This is a genomic window from Enterococcus florum (genome assembly GCF_004309355.1).
GTDB classification, from domain to species: Bacteria; Bacillota; Bacilli; order Lactobacillales; family Enterococcaceae; genus Enterococcus_A; species Enterococcus_A florum.
The window spans coordinates 86,181-103,311 of record NZ_BJCC01000009.1; the positions used below are offsets into that span (position 1 = coordinate 86,181).

The window sequence follows — 17,131 nt, forward strand, 5'->3', positions numbered from 1 at the left end:
TTCCTTACTCCCATCTGAAGGTTTTGATAGATACTAGTATACCAATAAATGCCAAGACACACAGATAAATCAAGGGCAGTAATGGTACGGCTTGGATGTCTTCAAAGGAAACGATTTTCAACAGCCGAATGCCTTGGGTCAACGGCAACACCTGTGCAACCTTTTGCAGTCCATCTGGAAAAATCTCATAAGGAATCACTGCGCCTGAGAAAAACAGCATTGGAAAGTAAACCAACGTACTGACCAGATGGGCGCGTTGACTTGATTTGCAGAGGCTGGCCATCATCATACCGATACTGTACATCGCAATTAAAACAAAAAGATATACCAGAATAAACCCTACCCAAGAACCAGTCATTTGATAGTTTAGAACCAAGGTAGCCACTAGAGTCACTCCCAAGGTGGAACTAAAAGCAAGTATGGTGCAAATCATAAATTGAATACTTAAAAAGAAGCTCGGACTGCTGGGGGTTGTAAAGAAGTGGCGCAGTATCTTTTTGTCACGATAGTCACTGATGGTGATCGGCAGACCCATGAACGCTGTTGCGCAGATGCCGACAGTTGCCAGAGCTGGGAAGCTGTTTTGCAAGAAGGTATGACCGTTATTACTGGCGGTTTGAGTGCCTGAGATCATAGTGATCAACAGCAAGACCCCGATGGGCATGCCGATCCCGAAAATGATGCCCTCCATTGATCGAATGGCCAATTTGCCCTCCACTTTTAAAAAAATCCAATACTTCTTCATGCAGTTTCCTCCATCTTTTCTAAGTAATACTCCTCTAGTGTGACGAAATTCTTTTCCTGTTGAATTATTTTCAGCGGTCGCTGTTCGAGTACTTTTCCTTTTCTCAGAAATAAAAGTTCATCGCAAAGCTGTTCGGCCTCTTCCATGTAGTGTGAAGTTAGAAAAATCGTCAGGCCCGACTTTTTCAATTCTCTTAAAATGGCCCAAACCTCTCGTCTAGCTTCCGTATCCAATCCTGTCGTTAGTTCATCTAAAAAAACGATTTCCGGATTGGGAAGCAGTGCTAAGATCAAGGACAAACGTTGTTTTTGCCCTCCAGATAAGCTGTTGACCCGCTGTTTTTTGATCGCGGACAAGTTGAAACGATCCAGCAACTCGTTGTAATCCAAAGGGGCTTGATACAAGGCCGTCATTTCTTGGCAAATCTCATAAACATTGATATTGGGTTGATAGTGAGAAGCTTGAAGCTGGACTCCGATCCGCTCAAATAATCGCTGCCGGTTTTTCCGAACAGATTCCCCAAAGAGCAGTGCTTCCCCGCTGTCTGCTTGTTGTAAGCCCAGTATGCATTCGATCAGTGTCGTTTTTCCAGCCCCGTTCGGTCCAAGTAACCCAAACACGGTCCCTTTCTTTACTTCCAAGCTTACATTTTGCAGGACTTGCTGATCTCCAAAACGTTTATTCAACTGTTTCACTGTAATCATACTCATTGATTCTCCTCCCTTACGATACCAAGAATAGAGCCTGCTGTTAGGGGAGAGTCAACAAAAAAATACCTCCAATTTTGAAGGTATTGATTTGATTATTCCAATCCTAAAAATTTAGAGGTTCCTTTGTTTTGCTGATTCAAGATCTTTGCCAACTCCGCGGCATCAATCGAACCATCTTCGTTTGACCGCACGGTAATACGTAACTCAAAATTGTTCAAATGATAATCAGTCAATTGATTTTCCAATTGCTGGACTTGATTGTCGTGAAGGGGTGTTCCTACTACGGTAAGCTGGATGGTGCGTTGGTTTCGTTCGATCTCTTGAGACAAAATGTAATAATCTGCCAACGCATGTTCGGCAAATTGCTTTGCTCGATATTCGGTCACAGTTGACTGAACGGTTGAAAAAACGAGTGTCCCAGCAAGCACAACGGAGAGCAGAAAAATTGCCAGTAATTTTTTCTTTCGCGTCCCTTTTTCATAGTGCAAGAAATAAATGATCAAGGAAACAACTAAAAAGATTAGAAAGACGTTGATAAAAAAGAGTTTTGCAGCTTCTGCAGCAATCGAAAAATCACCGCCTGCAAGACCATAACCAGTGACACACAAAGGCAGAATCAAGGAGGTTCCGATTGAGACTCCGATGATCACGTTGTTGTCCTTGCCGCGGATAGTAGCAAAGGTAAGCGCCCCTCCTGCAATACTTGCTACCAAAATATCCCAGATCGTTGCAGAAGTACGGGAAGTGATTTCGGGAGTGGGCTCCTTAATCGGTGTCAGCCAAAAGAATAAGAAAGAAACACTTAAAATGATCGCAAATTGAATGAAAAAGATCCCGATTCCCTTTCTGACCATTTTTGAAAGGGACAACCCCAGACCAACACCAATTCCGCTGATACCTGACATCAATGGAGAAATCAGCATAGCCCCAATGATGGTGGTCGTAGAATTATAATTTAACCCGATTGAAGCCATCAGCGTCGCAAAAATCAGTACGCCATAAACAAGAATGGTTTGATCCATGTTGCTATAGACCTTGTTGATCAGTGTGTCTTTCGTTAAAAAATCCGGTTTAAGATTCATGAGAGCCACCCTCCTTTTTACCTAATTGTAAAAAGAAGGAGAGTGAATCGTCAAAAAATACACTCATACGATAAAAATAAAAAAACCTGGGAGTAAATCTCCCAGATTTTAGCGTTTGGTCGTTAATTCCATCAGTTTTTGTTTTAATTGGTTTTCCATATGATTGATCTCGATCTCTGCTGCTTGGCGACGTTCTTTTCCTTCTTTTTGGATCCGAATCGTTTCTTCCAAGGTTTCGACTAGGTCGTTTTGGGTTTGCTGCAAGGTTTCGATGTCGACGATGCCGCGTTCGTTTTCTTTTGCTGTTTCGATCGTCGAGATCTTCAGCATTTCTGAATTTTTCTTCAATAGATCATTGGTCGTTTCAGAAACTTGCCGCTGTGCAGTCGCAGCATCCTTTTGACGAAGCAAAGTCAACGCAATCGCCACTTGGTTTTTCCATAATGGAATCGCCGTGTTGATCGAAGCTTGGATTTTTTCTGCCAATGCCTGATTAGTATTTTGAATCAACCGAATTTGCGGTGCTTGCTGGATCGTAATTTGACGCGCCAATTTCAAGTCGTAAGTCCGTTTGTCCAAACGATCCAAGAATTGTGTGTAGTCGTTGACGATCTGCACATCCATTTGGTCTCCGGTTTCTTGGGCCTTTTCACTTGCCGCCGGAATTGTTTCAATGCGCAGTTCTTCCATTTTAAGCTCGGCTGCAGCAATGTAAATGTTCAAGGCATCGAAATAATCCTTGTTCTTCGTGTACAACTGCTCCAACATTTGGTTGTCACGCAATAAACCGTCTTTTTCCGTGTTCAGTTTCATAGCGATTTTGTCGATTTGAGCACCGATTTTTTGGTATTTCGTCGTGATTTCATAAATAGATTGTTTTACTTTTCCGAAGACTCGCTGGAAAAGATTTCCTTCACCGACACGCAACTCGTCCGGGTTGGCTTCTTGCAGACGATACATCAATTGATTCAATGAATCGCCGATCGGTCCGATATCTTGAGCGGACACTGTATTCAGCATAGATTGAGAAAATTCGCTCAATTTTGTTTGTGCGGTAGCACCATAGGTGATCACCGCCTGTGAATCATTCACATCAATTTTTTTTGCGAGCTCTCTTGCTTGTGCTTGGCGTTCTTCTGGCAATTTATCAACAAGACGATCGGCTTGCTCTTGCTCCTGCAAGCTAGAGAGCTCTTGTTGTTGGACAGGAGTCAGGCTGTCTGTGCCGAAGGGATTGCTTAATAGATCATCCAACGTATCATTGACTGAACTGACTGCAGTTTTCTTTTCAGGTTCCATCACTGTTCCTCCTAATTCATCTCTAGGGTATTGATTGTTTCGCGAACCGCTCAGCACAGGAAAGGCGATCGGTGCTGATTCAAAAAAATCTAGCTAAGCTAGATTTCTTGTTCGCTAAATTGTTCTGCCAGATCAGGATCACTGTCTAAGTTTCGACGGGCGATGGAAAGTTCGACATCCATCTCTTCCAAGTCATTCGAAACAAATTGTTGATAGTCCTTTACAATCAAGGCTGCCATTTGATCAATGATCTGTGCACTTTCCTCCAGTTTACCATAAACTTCCTTCGACTTGACCTCGTGATTGTTGATTTCCACATAATTATTTGTTAAGTCGACAATATTTGGCAAGTGGGTGTATAAGAATTGACTCGCTTCAGGTAAACGGGTCGGTTCTTTCACCAATTCTTTAAACAAAGCTTTCGCAGCTTTTAATGTGTCGTGGCGCAAATCGATTGCTTTGAGCTTGGCGTTTTGCTTCATGTTGGTTTGTAGCTGTGTAATCTGTTTTTTCGAGATATTCATAGTTTCGCGGAAGAGTTCGATCTCGCTTTCGCTCATTCCCAAACCAGTATAGTACTCTTCCTTCTCCTTTGTTAGAGCAGGCATGACGTCCTTTCGTGGTGTACGAGGACGGCCTTTGATTCCTTGGTATATAAGTCGAACCCCAAGTGCAAGGAGCAAGAAAACAAGATAGTCACCAAAATCTCCTTCAAAAAAGCAGATGATCCCAATCAGCACCATCACTACTGGGAATATTTTTCTTCGCATGTTGATCCTCCTAATCTAGTAAGTAAAGCGGGTTTATTTTAATGCATTATTTATTCACGTATTACCTTACACGCTCATAATAGCATGAAATTCTATAGTTTTAGTATCGGACTAAAGATGGATTTTTCAGATTTAGAAAAAACATAATAATTTTCTATGATACAATAGGTCCTGAGTCCGTTGAAGTTATTCGGTCAACGCGTTATCATCAAAAATAAAGGGTGAGAAGATGCTGGAATATCGTGATTTTGAAGAAAAAACAATCAAGCGAACAGAAATTTTCAAAGGAAAAATCATCGACGTTTATCTTGATGATGTTGCTTTGCCGATGGGCGGCACAGCCAAAAGAGAATTAGTTTTACATAATGGGGGCGTAGGAATTATTCCAATCACAAAAGAGAACAAACTTGTGATGGTCAAACAATTCCGCAAGCCTTTAGAAAAAGTTGTATTAGAGATCCCTGCAGGAAAAATTGATCCTGGCGAGGGCAAGGAGCCTATCAAAACAGCGGTCAGAGAATTAGAAGAAGAAACGGGATACCATGCCGAGACCTTGACATACGTCAACGAAATGTATTTATCACCAGGTTTCTCCAATGAAAAACTTTACATTTATGCAGCTGCTGATTTAGAAAAAGTGGAACACCCACTTCCTCAGGATGAGGATGAAGTGTTGGAATTGTATGAATTGACATTAGCAGAAGCAAAACAAGCCATCCTAGACGGTCTAATTTGTGATGCAAAAACGATTTTTGCTGTACAATATTGGGAACTGATGCAAGCAAAACAAGGAGAGGATCATACATGAGTCGATCGCCGCTTGTGACAAGAAGCGAATTAAGAAGGCGAAAAGAAGAGCAGGAGCGAGAGGCACAGCAGCGGAAATTGGATGCTGACAAGGCCTATGCGCAACGCCAAAAAGAAATCAGCAACGTGTACCGCAAAGAACTGAAAAAGAGCAAACCCATCAGCAAGACACGCAGCGGAGAAAAAGAACGCCAAAGAGAACGCAACACCTTCCTGAACAAAGCGATTTTGATTGTAGGGATATTGTTAGTGATCGTCATGCTGGCGGTTTTCTTCCTATAAGCATACTGGTACCTCGCCTTTTTAGCAGGTATAATCAAGAAGAAAAATCAAGAAAACAAGGAGCAAACAATCATGAAAATTGGGATTATCGGTGCCATGGACCAGGAAATAAAAATGCTGCGAGAACAGCTGGAAGCCCCGCTTTCTTGGGAACGAGCAGGCGCTTTGTTTATTTCCGGTTCGATGGGAAGACATGAAGTCATCGTTGTGCGTTCTGGGATCGGCAAAGTAGCAGCATCGTTGACCACCAGCTTATTGATCCAGCAATATGGAGTAAATATGGTGATCAATACAGGTTCTGCCGGCGGTATTGGCGACGGTCTTCATGTTGGGGATGTCGTCATTTCAGAGAAGTTGGCTTATTTTGATGTGGATGCTACCGGATTTGGCTATCACCCAGGTCAGCTTCCAGGAGGAATGCCACTGTATTTTGAAGCAAGCCGTTATTTGGTAGATACGATGGCCAAAGCTGCCGAACGTACGGATCAGCCGATCAAAAAAGGCCTGATCGTGACAGGGGACAGTTTTATCGACGATCCAGAAAAAATTCGCAGTATCTTAACTAATTTTCCTGAGGCATTAGCCTGCGAAATGGAGGGAGCTGCGATTGCTCAAACAGCACAGCAATTTGACATTCCTTTCTTAGTGGTTCGGGCAATCAGCGATACTGCAGATCATCAGGCCACTCAAAGCTTTGACGAGTTTATTGATGATGCGGGCAAGCGATCTGCAGAAATGGTGATGGAATTTGTAAAGGTCTTGAAATAGATCATTTTTTTAAGAGAGGAGATTCAAACGAAATGCGTGCATTGATTTCGATTGATTATACCAATGACTTTGTGGCAACTGATGGAAAACTAACAACTGGTGAAGCGGGTCAAGCGATTGAGGAAGCCCTATTCGCAGTGACCACCCAATATTTTCAACAAGGCGACTATGTTGTTTTTGCTATTGATGGTCATGATCCCAGCGATCAATTTCATCCTGAGAACCGATTGTTTCCGCCACACAATGTGATCGGTACTTCAGGCAGGGAATTGTACGGAGCATTAGCAGATTTCTACCGTGAAAATCAGGCTGACAAAACGGTTTATTGGATCGATAAGCGGCATTACTCGGCGTTCAGCGGAACCGATCTGGATATTCGCTTGCGAGAACGCGGCATCACGGAGCTTTGTTTGACTGGGGTGTGCACAGACATTTGTGTTCTGCATACGGCGGTAGATGCATACAATTTAGGGTATCGCTTAGTGATTCCGAAGGCTGCAGTCGCCAGCTTTGATGCTTCTGGTCATGAATGGGCATTGAGACACTTTGAGAATACGTTAGGTGCCAAAATCATTTAAGCACAGCGGAGGGGAGTACGAGAAGTACTTCTCTTTTTTTACCGCATGCGCCATTTTGTAGACCGGAAAGGCAAAATGACTATCAAAGAGAAAATAAATCCCTTATGATAACTGTGTGGAGGTGGAAAATGAAGGGATTGAAAATAGTAACAGAAATTGCGGAAAAATGGGTGGAACCTGAAATTTGGATTCGGGCCTCTGAACAGCAAACCATTGATGCAGTGGTAGCAAAATTGGATACGGCACAACAATCAGAGAAACTGATTGTTAAAATAAAGGACGAGATTCTCTTATTGAAAAAGGACGAGATCGTTTATGCGGAGGTTTTCAATAAGATGCTGACACTTCACACGACAACTCATACGCATACCTTTCGCCAATCCTTAACTTCGCTGAAGGAAGAATTGTCAGCAGATCAATTTTTACAGATTTCAAAATCGGCGATGGTCAACATCAGAAAAATCAGTAAACTGGAGATCGCCTTTTCTGGGAACTTGTATGCACATTTGTCAAACGGAATGAAAGTGGTCGTATCCAGACGATTTGTTGAGGAATTAAAAAAGAGATTGAGCATTTAGGAGGAATAAAAATGGGCAAAGCTGGAAAAACAATCATCCAATCCATTGGGATCGGTTGTGGGATATTTACCTTCTTTTCGATGGTGTATGTTAATCAGGAGATAAGAACAATGGCATTTAGTTTCATCGGGCTTTCTATCGTGATCGGGCTATTGAGCCTTATCTATGAATATGAAAAAATTCCATTATTGCTGCGAACCATGATTCATTTAGGGGGAAGCTTTCTTGCCTTCATGGCGATTGCGGTGATCAATCAGTGGTTTACGCTAAAATTTATTGTAGTGCTGTTTGCTTCTTTATTCTTTCTTTTGATTTTCTTTGCTATTTGGAGTGGATACTATATAAAATACCGGCGTGATGTCGAACAAATCAATCAAAAGTTAAAATAGCTGTAACTGACCATCCTGTGTTTAACATACATTGGATGGTTTTGTGTGTAATCAGTTGCGAAAATCGCAGCAACAAGCTATAGTAAACGAGAATTTATGAGATGGAGATGGCGAAAATGTTGGATTATGTAGTGATCGGTCTTTTTGCCTTTTTAGGAGGATCGGCCAGGTACTGGATCGGAGAGCTGATTCCAAAGGTTGGCGGTTTTCCACTGGGCACGATGATCGTAAATCTGATCGGTTGTTTTATTTTCAGCTGGATCGTGAAACATATCCTTAGTGATATGGATGTTTCCGGCCGCCTTGTTTTAGGAATAGGAGTGGGTTTTTGCGGGGCACTGACAACCTTTTCTTCTTTTGCTTTGGATACGATGCAATTAATCCAACATGGCAGGCTGGGGCTTGCTGCTTTTTATTTGCTGGGATCATTTATTGGAGGAATTGCCATGACCTACTTAGGTGAAGTTATTTATCATCGTGGAGTGAGGGCAGACGGATGATTAATACGATTTTAGTTGGCACGGGTGCAGCATTAGGTGCCATGCTGCGTTTTACTTTGAATACTTATTTTGAACCACGGACCAAGCGGCTGCCGAAAGCGACCTTTCTGATCAATTTGACCGGCAGCTTTCTTTTAGGCCTTTTTTTCGGGGTGCACCTCTCGCAGAATGTCTATCTATTTTTAGGCACGGGTGTAATGGGAGGATACACAACTTTTTCAACGTACAATTTTGAACTTTTTGTGTTGTTTCAAGAAGATCGAGCGATGTTTTATCGGTATTTGGTGGGCACATATGGCTTTGGGCTGCTGTGCAGTTTTCTGGGCATCCTTGTTGGCACAAGTCTGTAACTCATTCATGCTGCGATTTCCCGAAAAGTTTAACGAACAAAGAAAATATGGGCCGAGATCGCCTTGTAAAGTTGGCTGTGGATCATTAAAATGAGAATGACTCTTACCCTTTGTTCATAAAATTAAAGGGAGGCGAAGTAAAATGAAGGGTCGATATGTATCGTTGTTCCTCATTGGAATCATCGCATTCCTGATTGTGGGACTGCTGCTTGTTCGGATATATGTTCACAAGGATCCGACGTTTGACATTCTTCTTTTCTCATGCATTTGCAGTATTTTATTAGGATTTGTCGTGGAGTGGCGCAGCAATCATTCATAACGATTTTGCAGGTAAAATAGGATACTAATGCAACAGCAAGATGAAATAGACAATAAAAAAAGCCTTGATTTCCAAGCAAGTTACTCAATACCGATTGGGTTGAGTAATTGCCTTAGAGATCAAGGTCTTTTTAGTTATTCGTTTTCTTCAGGCAGCTGATTGTCTAAATCAGTACGTACGATCAAAACATCGCAGCTGGCATTGCGAATCACGTATTCGGAGACTGACCCGATGAACAGACGCTCTACCGCATTCAGCCCAGTAGCACCCAACATGATCAAATCAATTTTGTTTTCTTCTGGGATCTGCATTGCGATCATCATTTTTGGTGCGCCATATTCGATCACTTTTGAAACGTGAGCACAACCAGATTCTTTTGCATAGTTTTCATAATCTGCAAGCGTTTGTTTGGCCATTTCTGTTGCCTGTTCCGCAAGAACATTGTCAAAGGAAGAAACCGTTTGAAAGGCACGCGTGTCGATAACATGTGCCAGCAGTAATTCTGCATCATTTCGCTTTGCGACGTTGACTGCTTTTTTAAATGCCAGTTCAGCTTCGCTTGATCCGTCCACGGCGACCATGATTTTTTTATATTGTTGTTCCATCTGTATCAGCTCCTTTTCTACTTCTATTTTAAAACATTTTTTCCTAAAATCCTATCATAAAGAAGATTTTGCTTTTTTCGCTAATTGAATGCTGAAGACAGCGGAAAACAAGATGACGATGATCAAATAAATCATGGATGGTGTCGAGTGATCAATGATCGCAATAAAAAGACCAATCACACCAAATGCTGCATACAATAGACCAAAGTAACGCAAGAAGCGTTGGTTGTCTTTTGTTTTCGCAATCAACACAAACAGGCTCTCTGATCGTTGCAGCAAATAATAGCTGCACAAGAACAAAAGGACAGCCATAACAATCATTAAAATCTGAATCATCTTTTTCCCTCCATACAATAAAAAGCAATTTGCCATAAGCAAATTGCTTTCATCCAAAAGAATGGAAAACTCCGTCGATGCCGTTATTCGCCCGATAGTATTGATCCCGCAAATTCAAGCAGGTGGGTTCCATGGTCTAAGTATCGAACTACCAAAGGAAAAGGCATGTTACCAACTTTGACACAAGACGGATCCCGAAATATCAATAAAAATGTTCGGTCAACACTGTAATAGGCAACTCGCACATCACAGAATTTCCATTTCAATCATAGCATAGTCATAATTAAGACGCAATCAATCGAACTGGTATGTCATTTCTGTTCGATGAGTGATTTCATCTTTCTTGTATTACTATTGTAGTTGATGAATGGGGCGATTGTCAAAAAAAATTGCTCCTATTTTTTCTTTTTCCATTTCAAAATTCGGTAATACTGCTGGCCTAGGGCTTCTTCGTATTTTCCGGTTTTTTTAGGTTCGTAGTAGTGGGCATTTTTTAGTTTGTCTGGCAAATACTGCTGATCGACCCATGCGATCTCTGAATCATGAGGATACTGATAGCCAATACCGCGATTCAATTCTTTGGCGCCTTTGTAATGACTGTCTCGTAAATGATCGGGGACTTCGCCGGCTTTGCCTAAGCGAATATCTGCGATTGCCGCATCCAGTGCTACATAGGCAGAATTGGATTTTGGCGACAGGCAAAGATCGACCACCGCATTGGCTAAAGGCATACGGGCCTCCGGAAATCCTAGTTTCTCCGCTGCTTGGACCGCCTGCACCGTTCGAGCGGCCGCTTGCGGATTGGCCAACCCAATGTCTTCATAGCCCATGACCATCAACCGCCGGCAAATGATCGGCAGATCTCCAGCCTCCACCAGCCGACCTAGATAATGCAACGCCGCATCCACGTCGCTGCCTCGTACAGATTTTTGAAACGCAGAGATGACATCGTAATGGGCATCCCCATCTTTATCATGGGTCAATGCTTTTCGCTGCACACACTCTTCAATGATCGAAAGGGTCAAATGAATCTTGCCCCCCTCATTTTCAGGCGTTGATCTAGCAGCCAGCTCCAAGCCATTCAAGGCGCTGCGCAAATCACCGTTTGTCGCCTGAGAAAGAAAACGTAAAGCTTCCTCATCGATCTTGATCGGAAAATTCCCTAGTCCGCGTTCTGGATCTTTCAGTGCAGATTCAACGGCTGCTTGGATATCTTCTTCGGTCAATGGCTTTACTTCAAAAATTTGTGTCCTGCTGCGGATCGCGGGATTAATCGTAATATAAGGATTCTCTGTTGTTGCCCCGATCATAATGATCCGGCCGCTTTCAAGATGCGGCAGCAGAAAATCCTGTTTGGTTTTATCTAAACGATGGACTTCATCCAGCAGGAGGATCACTGTCCCGCTCATTTTGGCTTCTTCTGCTACGATCTGCAGGTCTTTTTTCGTATCAGTTGCTGCATTCAGCATACGAAACGCATAGTTGGTCGAACCGGCGATCGCACTCGCAATACTGGTTTTGCCTGTACCCGGCGGTCCATATAAAATCATCGAAGAAAGCATGCGGGCGTCGACCATTCGGCGAATAATTTTTCCAGGGCCGACTAAATGTTGCTGTCCGACGACTTCCTCTAAATTGCGGGGACGCATACGATAGGCTAAAGGTTGCTGCATGTTTTCCTCTCCTTCATGGCAATTGTTTTGGGAATATACGTTCTAGTATAGCATTTTTTTCTAGGTATTTATAGGAATCTGGGTGGATGAACGTGGTATCTGGACAGATAATTGTGTATGATAGGAAAGGTGAATAAAATGAATGAAGTGATCGATTTTTTTAGTAAACATACGACTGAGGAAGTGGCAGAGTTTCTTCTAGGAATGTACCTTGAGCATGAAATCAATGGACAAACACTTGGAGGCTATATCGTAGACTGCGAGGCTTATTTAGGGCCAGAGGATGAGGCTGCCCACAGCTTTGGAATGCGCAATACGCCTAGGGTCCAAGCTATGTATCAAAAACCTGGGACGATTTATCTTTATACGATGCATACGCATTTGATTTTAAATATCATCACTCAGCCAGAAGGGATTCCACAAGGTGTGATGATCCGGGGGCTGGAACCAGCGGAGGGCATAGATGAAATGATCCAAAATCGCAACGGCCAGACCGGCTCAGCCCTGAGTGATGGACCGGGAAAACTTGTGCAGGCATTAAGAATTTCCAAAGCGTTGTACGGGGATTCGATCTTTACCAGCGTACTACACCTCGTTCCCGAACGACGAAGGCTTCCGAAAACAGTCGAAAAATTACCCCGAATCGGCATTCCGAATAAAGGAATCTGGACGGATATCCCCTTGCGATTTACGGTCAAGGGCAATCCCTATCTCTCAAAACAACGAAGAAGCGCGATCGATCCCGATCACGGATGGAGGAAATAAAATGGCAAAAGAAAGCATGATTGACTATTTAGACCAGTACTTAAACAAGAGAATCCCTGATTATGAACTAAATATCGCTTGGGATACCCGCAACCGAACCTTTGAGATTGCTTTTCGCTTGTATGCTGAAAACAAGCAGCAGATTGAGTTAGATGATGTTGATGGAACGGCTTCGGAGGAGGAGATCATCGAATTTGAAGACGCCATTTTACTTTACGATCCAGAAAAATCGGTTGTCGATACCGAAGAGTACTTGGCAGTGATCCCTTATGAAGGAAAAAAGGGGATGAAGAAAGCGGAATTGACCGCGGTCGTAGATTATTTGCGTGAAGTAATCGAAGAAGGACAGAGTGATCTGCTGGACTTTTTAGCAGAGGACAGCGACGAAGCTGTTTTTGAATTGCATTGGTTCGATGACGCATTTAAAAAGAAAATCGATACGACAGAAACAAGCTATTTCCCTTATCCCAAATATTAGGCAAAAAGGAGTACCAAAGAATGAAATGGAACGAAGTAAAGGTGATAACCTCCAGTGAAGCCGTTGAGGCAGTATCCAATATTTTAATGGAGGCCGGAGCGACAGGTGTAGCGATCGAGGATGCATTGGACATTCAAAATTATCAGAAGGACCCTTTTGGCGAAATAGTAGACCCAGAAATGTTTACTGAGCTTAAGGAAGGGGCAGTAGTTATGGCCTACTTCCCTGAAACGATTTTTTTACCAGAGATTCTGCCTTCGATCACAGACAAAATTGATCGCCTGCCGGAATATGGATTGGAAATTGGTGAAAATCAGATTCTTATCAGCGAAGTAGAGGAAAGCGATTGGGCGACGGCTTGGAAAAAGTATTATCATCCCGTTCGTGTCACACGTTATCTAACGATTGTTCCAAGCTGGGAAAACTACCAGACACAGCATTCAGATGAAAAAATCATCACCTTAGATCCGGGAATGGCCTTCGGGACAGGGACCCATCCGACGACCAGCTTAACTCTGCAAGCATTGGAGACCGTCGTTCGCGGCGGAGAGACGGTACTGGATGTCGGTACCGGTTCTGGTGTTTTAAGTATTGCTTGTTCACTGATGGGTGCCGGAAAAATCTATGCGTATGACTTAGATGAAGTCGCTGTTCGCTCCGCACAGGAAAATGTGGATATGAATCAAGGAACGGAAAATATCCAAGTAGCTGCCAATAATCTATTGACGGATGTTACTACGAAAGCGGATATCATCGTTGCCAATATTCTCGCCGATATTATTTCATTGATGATCCCAGATGCCTGGCGCCTGTTGAAGCAGAAAGGGACCTTCATTATTTCAGGCATCATTGAAGATAAAAAGGACATGATCTTAGAGGAGATCCTGACACAAGGATTTGAAATCGATCGTATTTTTCAACAAAAGGACTGGTATGCCATGATATTGAAGAAACCAGAGGAAGCGTAATATGCAGCGCTATTTTATTGATCAAGACTATCAGCCAGTAGTGGAGTTGACTGGCGAAGCGCATCATCACATCGTGCGAGTAATGCGAATGGTCCCTGGAGATCAAGCCTTTCTTGTGTTCAGAGATCAGGTGGCAATCAAAGCCGAAATTACAAATATTGGTGGAGAATCCGTCCAACTAAAAGAACTGGAAAAAGAAACGATTGCCAGAGAGCTTCCGATCGAAGTGACCATTGCCAGCGGGTTTCCCAAGGGTGAAAAACTCGAACTGATCGTACAAAAAGCCACAGAACTTGGGGCACAGCATTTTATTGCGTTTCCTGCGGAGGCCTCCGTCGTCAAATGGGACGGAAAAAAGCAGAAAAAAAAGCAGCAGCGGCTGCAAAAAATCATTCAAGAAGCTGCTGAGCAATCCCACCGACAGTATCTGCCGGACATTCAGTTTGTCGACAAGGAAAAAGAGCTGATTCACCTTTTTGCCGCCTACGACACTGTCCTAGTAGCTTATGAGGAGTCAGCCAAACAGGGTGAACAAGCCCAATTCATCCAGAGTCTTCACAAAATGAAGTCAAACAGCAGAGTGCTGGTGCTATTTGGTCCTGAAGGTGGGTTGTCGCCACGAGAAGTGACGGCTTTTCAGCAAGCCGGGGCTGTTCTTTGCGGGTTGGGACCGCGAATTTTACGGACCGAGACAGCACCGCTTTATGTCATGAGCGCATTAGGATTTTATTACGATTTGCTGAATAAATCGGTCATTGAAAAGCCCTAAACATGTCTGTATAATAGAAACAATCATCTTTTTTACAAGTGAAACAATACTCCCTGTGTCACGCAAGCAAGTGAGTGTTCAGCAGGAATGCAGAAAAACAAGTTATGGTTGAAGTTAGATAAAGGAGGATGCAGATGGCACGAGAGGTAGAATTGACAGGGCCAGACGTGATCAAATTGGTAACTGAATACATGAGCGATGAGCATGTCGCATTTGTAAAAAAGGCCTACGAATATGCTTTTGAAGCCCACAAGGATCAGATCAGAAAATCAAAAGAGCCTTATATTATCCACCCAATTCAAGTTGCTGGCATTCTGGCAGATCTGCATATGGATCCTCATACGGTAGCAACAGGATTTTTACATGACGTAGTGGAGGATACCCCTGTCACTTTGGAAGAGTTAAGACGAGATTTCGGAGATGATGTTGCTTCACTGGTTGATGGAGTCACCAAACTAGGGAAAATCAAATACAAGTCCCATGAAGAGCAGTTAGCCGAAAACCATCGCAAAATGCTTTTAGCCATGGCACAAGATCTGCGGGTGATCATGGTTAAATTAGCCGACCGTCTCCACAACATGCGGACATTGAAATTTTTACGAGACGACAAGCAGCGTCGAATTGCACGGGAAACCTTGGAAATCTATGCACCTTTGGCAGATCGCTTAGGGATGAGCCGGATCAAATGGGAGCTGGAGGATACTTCTTTACGCTATTTGAATCCGAAGCAGTATTATCGAATCGTGCACCTGATGCAAAGCAAACGGGAACAACGAGTGGCCTATGTCAATGAGGCAGTGGAAGAAATCAAAAAAGCGACGAAAGAGTTAGAAATCGAAGGCGACATTTATGGGCGTCCGAAACACATTTACTCGATCTATCGAAAAATGCGGGATCAAAAGAAACAATTTGACGAGATTTATGACCTGTTGGCGATTCGAGTGATCGTTGATTCGATCAAGGATTGCTATGCGGTTTTAGGAGCGATCCACACAAAATGGAAACCGATGCCGGGACGTTTCAAAGATTACATCGCTATGCCTAAGGCCAATATGTATCAGTCTTTGCATACGACCATCATCGGACCTAGCGGCAATCCGGTAGAAGTTCAGATCCGAACACATGAGATGCATCAGATTGCTGAATTCGGGGTCGCAGCACACTGGGCGTACAAAGAAGGCAAAACGGAGAAAACCGAAGAATCCAATGACAACCGTCAATTGGACTGGTTCCGCGAGATTTTGGAGCTGCAGGATGAAAGCTACGACGCTTCTGAATTTATGGAAAGTGTTAAAGGCGACATCTTTAGCGATAAGGTTTATGTCTTCACGCCAAAAGGCGATGTGACAGAACTGCCAAAAGGCTCTGGTCCATTGGATTTTGCTTACAGTATCCATACTGATATCGGAAATAAAACTACCGGCGCAAAAGTAAACGGCAAGATGGTTCAATTGGATTATAAGTTGAAAAATGGGGACATCATTGAAATCATGACCTCGCCCAATTCATTTGGGCCAAGCCGCGACTGGTTGAAAATGGTCAAAACCAGCAAGGCTCGGAATAAAATCAAACGTTTCTTTAAAACGCAGGATCGTGAAGAGAACGTTACAAAAGGCCACGATATGGTGTTGAAGTGTCTTTCTGATATGGGCTTTACACCAAAAGATGTGCTGACCAAAGAGAATATGCAAAAAGCATTGGACAAGTTCAATTACCATAACGAAGACGACCTGTATGCTTCGATTGGTTTTGGAGAAATCAGTGCCTTGACTTTTTCAAATCGATTGACGGAAAAAGAACGCCGTGAACAGATGAAGCAGAAAAAGCAAGAAGCTGTCGATGAGTTAGTCAATCATCCGCCAAAGAAAGAACCAGAAAAGATCAAGGTACGCCACGAAGGCGGTATCGTGATTCAAGGGATCGAAAACCTGCTGATTCGAATCAGTCACTGCTGCAACCCTGTACCTGGCGATGACATCGTCGGGTATATCACGAAAGGTCGCGGTATCTCGATCCACCGAAGCGATTGTCCAAATATCACCAAGCAAAGAGAGATTCAGGACCGATTGATCGAAGTGGAATGGGAAGATACCTCCAATGTAAAGCAGGATTACAATGCGGATCTGGAAATCTATGGCTTCAATCGCGATGGGCTGTTAAACGATGTACTAAACATCGTGAGTGGAATGACCAAACAGTTAGTCAGTGTTGAAGCTAAGCCGACCAAAGACAAGCTGGCCATGATTCGTTTGACCTTAAAAATTCAAAATTTGGACCATCTCTATTCGATCGTAGATAAAATCAAATCGGTTCCTGATGTCTATAGTGTAAAACGAACAAAAGGGTAAAAGGAGATAATG

22 protein-coding genes and 1 other RNA gene are annotated in these 17,131 nt (G+C 43.1%); 14 read left to right on the forward strand and 9 right to left on the reverse strand.

Going from position 1 to position 17,131, the window contains the following annotated elements:
* Nucleotides 1-4: 4 nt before the first annotated feature.
* The 5 genes from NRIC_RS05530 to NRIC_RS05550 all read right to left on the reverse strand — a co-directional run bounded on the left by NRIC_RS05530 (nt 5) and on the right by NRIC_RS05550 (nt 4,606).
* Nucleotides 5-745 carry an ABC transporter permease gene (locus NRIC_RS05530; protein ID WP_146621698.1) on the reverse strand — a complete coding sequence of 247 codons (741 nt, stop codon included), beginning with the start codon at nt 743-745 and terminating at the stop codon, nt 5-7.
* Nucleotides 742-1,455 carry an ABC transporter ATP-binding protein gene (locus NRIC_RS05535; protein WP_146621699.1) on the reverse strand — a complete coding sequence of 238 codons (714 nt, stop codon included), beginning with the start codon at nt 1,453-1,455 and terminating at the stop codon, nt 742-744. The genes NRIC_RS05530 and NRIC_RS05535 overlap by 4 nt, the downstream gene beginning before the upstream one ends.
* Nucleotides 1,456-1,547: 92 nt before the next feature.
* Entirely contained in the window at nt 1,548-2,537 is a 990-nt protein-coding gene (locus tag NRIC_RS05540; protein ID WP_146621700.1) for a DUF389 domain-containing protein, read from the reverse strand.
* A 108-nt stretch (nt 2,538-2,645) separates the two neighbouring features.
* Nucleotides 2,646-3,836: a toxic anion resistance protein gene (locus NRIC_RS05545; protein ID WP_146621701.1), complete on the reverse strand. Its 1,191-nt coding sequence runs from the start codon at nt 3,834-3,836 to the stop codon at nt 2,646-2,648.
* 98 nt (nt 3,837-3,934) lie between these two features.
* Complete coding sequence (locus NRIC_RS05550; RefSeq protein ID WP_146621702.1) at nt 3,935-4,606, reverse strand: 5-bromo-4-chloroindolyl phosphate hydrolysis family protein; 672 nt, start codon at nt 4,604-4,606, stop codon at nt 3,935-3,937.
* 229 nt (nt 4,607-4,835) lie between these two features.
* Between NRIC_RS05550 and NRIC_RS05555 the strand changes: the two genes are divergently transcribed.
* The 9 genes from NRIC_RS05555 to NRIC_RS19255 all read left to right on the forward strand — a co-directional run bounded on the left by NRIC_RS05555 (nt 4,836) and on the right by NRIC_RS19255 (nt 9,177).
* Nucleotides 4,836-5,414 (forward strand): NUDIX hydrolase, encoded by a 579-nt coding sequence (locus NRIC_RS05555; protein ID WP_146621703.1) that lies wholly within the window; start codon nt 4,836-4,838, stop codon nt 5,412-5,414.
* On the forward strand, nt 5,411-5,695 hold the full coding sequence (gene macP / locus NRIC_RS05560) for a cell wall synthase accessory phosphoprotein MacP (protein ID WP_146621704.1): 285 nt from the start codon (nt 5,411-5,413) through the stop codon (nt 5,693-5,695). Before NRIC_RS05555 ends, macP begins: the two co-directional genes overlap by 4 nt.
* Nucleotides 5,696-5,767: 72 nt before the next feature.
* A complete protein-coding gene (locus tag NRIC_RS05565) occupies nt 5,768-6,463 on the forward strand; it encodes a 5'-methylthioadenosine/adenosylhomocysteine nucleosidase (protein ID WP_146621705.1) in 696 nt (231 codons plus the stop codon).
* Between the two features lie 32 nt (nt 6,464-6,495).
* Nucleotides 6,496-7,041: a cysteine hydrolase family protein gene (locus NRIC_RS05570; protein ID WP_146621706.1), complete on the forward strand. Its 546-nt coding sequence runs from the start codon at nt 6,496-6,498 to the stop codon at nt 7,039-7,041.
* Between the two features lie 128 nt (nt 7,042-7,169).
* Nucleotides 7,170-7,619 carry a LytTR family DNA-binding domain-containing protein gene (locus tag NRIC_RS05575; RefSeq protein ID WP_146621707.1) on the forward strand — a complete coding sequence of 150 codons (450 nt, stop codon included), beginning with the start codon at nt 7,170-7,172 and terminating at the stop codon, nt 7,617-7,619.
* An 11-nt stretch (nt 7,620-7,630) separates the two neighbouring features.
* Entirely contained in the window at nt 7,631-8,008 is a 378-nt protein-coding gene (locus NRIC_RS05580) for a DUF3021 domain-containing protein (RefSeq protein ID WP_146621708.1), read from the forward strand.
* A 116-nt stretch (nt 8,009-8,124) separates the two neighbouring features.
* Complete coding sequence (crcB, locus tag NRIC_RS05585; RefSeq protein WP_146621800.1) at nt 8,125-8,508, forward strand: fluoride efflux transporter CrcB; 384 nt, start codon at nt 8,125-8,127, stop codon at nt 8,506-8,508.
* The gene (locus NRIC_RS05590) at nt 8,505-8,858 is read left to right on the forward strand and encodes a fluoride efflux transporter FluC (protein WP_146621709.1); all 354 of its coding nucleotides are present in this window, start codon (nt 8,505-8,507) and stop codon (nt 8,856-8,858) included. Before crcB ends, NRIC_RS05590 begins: the two co-directional genes overlap by 4 nt.
* 142 nt (nt 8,859-9,000) lie before the next feature.
* Nucleotides 9,001-9,177, forward strand: coding sequence for a hypothetical protein (locus tag NRIC_RS19255; protein WP_175580012.1), 177 nt, complete (start codon nt 9,001-9,003; stop codon nt 9,175-9,177).
* Between the two features lie 134 nt (nt 9,178-9,311).
* Here NRIC_RS19255 and NRIC_RS05595 read toward each other — a convergent pair whose 3' ends face one another.
* From NRIC_RS05595 to NRIC_RS05610, 4 genes are all read right to left on the reverse strand, one after another.
* Nucleotides 9,312-9,782, reverse strand: coding sequence for a universal stress protein (locus NRIC_RS05595; protein WP_146621710.1), 471 nt, complete (start codon nt 9,780-9,782; stop codon nt 9,312-9,314).
* A gap of 54 nt (nt 9,783-9,836) precedes the next feature.
* Nucleotides 9,837-10,118 carry a hypothetical protein gene (locus tag NRIC_RS05600; RefSeq protein ID WP_146621711.1) on the reverse strand — a complete coding sequence of 94 codons (282 nt, stop codon included), beginning with the start codon at nt 10,116-10,118 and terminating at the stop codon, nt 9,837-9,839.
* Between the two features lie 64 nt (nt 10,119-10,182).
* Nucleotides 10,183-10,376: non-coding RNA, 6S RNA (ssrS, locus tag NRIC_RS05605), on the reverse strand.
* A 137-nt stretch (nt 10,377-10,513) separates the two neighbouring features.
* The gene (locus NRIC_RS05610; protein ID WP_146621712.1) at nt 10,514-11,791 is read right to left on the reverse strand and encodes a replication-associated recombination protein A; all 1,278 of its coding nucleotides are present in this window, start codon (nt 11,789-11,791) and stop codon (nt 10,514-10,516) included.
* Between the two features lie 138 nt (nt 11,792-11,929).
* On the opposite strand from NRIC_RS05610, the gene NRIC_RS05615 reads away from it, so the two are divergent.
* The 5 genes from NRIC_RS05615 to NRIC_RS05635 all read left to right on the forward strand — a co-directional run bounded on the left by NRIC_RS05615 (nt 11,930) and on the right by NRIC_RS05635 (nt 17,119).
* Complete coding sequence (locus NRIC_RS05615) at nt 11,930-12,556, forward strand: DNA-3-methyladenine glycosylase (protein ID WP_146621713.1); 627 nt, start codon at nt 11,930-11,932, stop codon at nt 12,554-12,556.
* A 1-nt stretch (nt 12,557) separates the two neighbouring features.
* On the forward strand, nt 12,558-13,034 hold the full coding sequence (locus NRIC_RS05620) for a DUF3013 family protein (protein WP_146621714.1): 477 nt from the start codon (nt 12,558-12,560) through the stop codon (nt 13,032-13,034).
* A gap of 20 nt (nt 13,035-13,054) precedes the next feature.
* Complete coding sequence (prmA, locus tag NRIC_RS05625; RefSeq protein ID WP_146621715.1) at nt 13,055-14,002, forward strand: 50S ribosomal protein L11 methyltransferase; 948 nt, start codon at nt 13,055-13,057, stop codon at nt 14,000-14,002.
* A 1-nt stretch (nt 14,003) separates the two neighbouring features.
* Complete coding sequence (locus tag NRIC_RS05630) at nt 14,004-14,771, forward strand: 16S rRNA (uracil(1498)-N(3))-methyltransferase (protein WP_146621716.1); 768 nt, start codon at nt 14,004-14,006, stop codon at nt 14,769-14,771.
* A 134-nt stretch (nt 14,772-14,905) separates the two neighbouring features.
* Nucleotides 14,906-17,119 (forward strand): RelA/SpoT family protein, encoded by a 2,214-nt coding sequence (locus NRIC_RS05635; RefSeq protein WP_146621717.1) that lies wholly within the window; start codon nt 14,906-14,908, stop codon nt 17,117-17,119.
* Nucleotides 17,120-17,131 lie beyond the last annotated feature (12 nt).

Excerpts from the sequence above, each read along its gene's own strand:
- NRIC_RS05635 (WP_146621717.1), top strand. The coding sequence starts at position 14,906 with ATGGCACGAGAGGTAGAATTGACAGGGCCAGACGTGATCAAATTGGTA.
- macP (WP_146621704.1), top strand. The coding sequence starts at position 5,411 with ATGAGTCGATCGCCGCTTGTGACAAGAAGCGAATTAAGAAGGCGAAAA.
- NRIC_RS19255 (WP_175580012.1), top strand. The coding sequence starts at position 9,001 with ATGAAGGGTCGATATGTATCGTTGTTCCTCATTGGAATCATCGCATTC.
- NRIC_RS05540 (WP_146621700.1), bottom strand. The coding sequence starts at position 2,537 with ATGAATCTTAAACCGGATTTTTTAACGAAAGACACACTGATCAACAAG.
- NRIC_RS05630 (WP_146621716.1), top strand. The coding sequence starts at position 14,004 with ATGCAGCGCTATTTTATTGATCAAGACTATCAGCCAGTAGTGGAGTTG.
- NRIC_RS05575 (WP_146621707.1), top strand. The coding sequence starts at position 7,170 with ATGAAGGGATTGAAAATAGTAACAGAAATTGCGGAAAAATGGGTGGAA.
- NRIC_RS05615 (WP_146621713.1), top strand. The coding sequence starts at position 11,930 with ATGAATGAAGTGATCGATTTTTTTAGTAAACATACGACTGAGGAAGTG.
- NRIC_RS05530 (WP_146621698.1), bottom strand. The coding sequence starts at position 745 with ATGAAGAAGTATTGGATTTTTTTAAAAGTGGAGGGCAAATTGGCCATT.
- NRIC_RS05555 (WP_146621703.1), top strand. The coding sequence starts at position 4,836 with ATGCTGGAATATCGTGATTTTGAAGAAAAAACAATCAAGCGAACAGAA.
- NRIC_RS05620 (WP_146621714.1), top strand. The coding sequence starts at position 12,558 with ATGGCAAAAGAAAGCATGATTGACTATTTAGACCAGTACTTAAACAAG.
- NRIC_RS05570 (WP_146621706.1), top strand. The coding sequence starts at position 6,496 with ATGCGTGCATTGATTTCGATTGATTATACCAATGACTTTGTGGCAACT.
- NRIC_RS05600 (WP_146621711.1), bottom strand. The coding sequence starts at position 10,118 with ATGATTCAGATTTTAATGATTGTTATGGCTGTCCTTTTGTTCTTGTGC.
- prmA (WP_146621715.1), top strand. The coding sequence starts at position 13,055 with ATGAAATGGAACGAAGTAAAGGTGATAACCTCCAGTGAAGCCGTTGAG.
- NRIC_RS05595 (WP_146621710.1), bottom strand. The coding sequence starts at position 9,782 with ATGGAACAACAATATAAAAAAATCATGGTCGCCGTGGACGGATCAAGC.
- crcB (WP_146621800.1), top strand. The coding sequence starts at position 8,125 with ATGTTGGATTATGTAGTGATCGGTCTTTTTGCCTTTTTAGGAGGATCG.
- NRIC_RS05550 (WP_146621702.1), bottom strand. The coding sequence starts at position 4,606 with ATGCGAAGAAAAATATTCCCAGTAGTGATGGTGCTGATTGGGATCATC.
- NRIC_RS05535 (WP_146621699.1), bottom strand. The coding sequence starts at position 1,455 with ATGAGTATGATTACAGTGAAACAGTTGAATAAACGTTTTGGAGATCAG.
- NRIC_RS05580 (WP_146621708.1), top strand. The coding sequence starts at position 7,631 with ATGGGCAAAGCTGGAAAAACAATCATCCAATCCATTGGGATCGGTTGT.
- NRIC_RS05610 (WP_146621712.1), bottom strand. The coding sequence starts at position 11,791 with ATGCAGCAACCTTTAGCCTATCGTATGCGTCCCCGCAATTTAGAGGAA.
- NRIC_RS05545 (WP_146621701.1), bottom strand. The coding sequence starts at position 3,836 with ATGGAACCTGAAAAGAAAACTGCAGTCAGTTCAGTCAATGATACGTTG.
- NRIC_RS05590 (WP_146621709.1), top strand. The coding sequence starts at position 8,505 with ATGATTAATACGATTTTAGTTGGCACGGGTGCAGCATTAGGTGCCATG.
- NRIC_RS05565 (WP_146621705.1), top strand. The coding sequence starts at position 5,768 with ATGAAAATTGGGATTATCGGTGCCATGGACCAGGAAATAAAAATGCTG.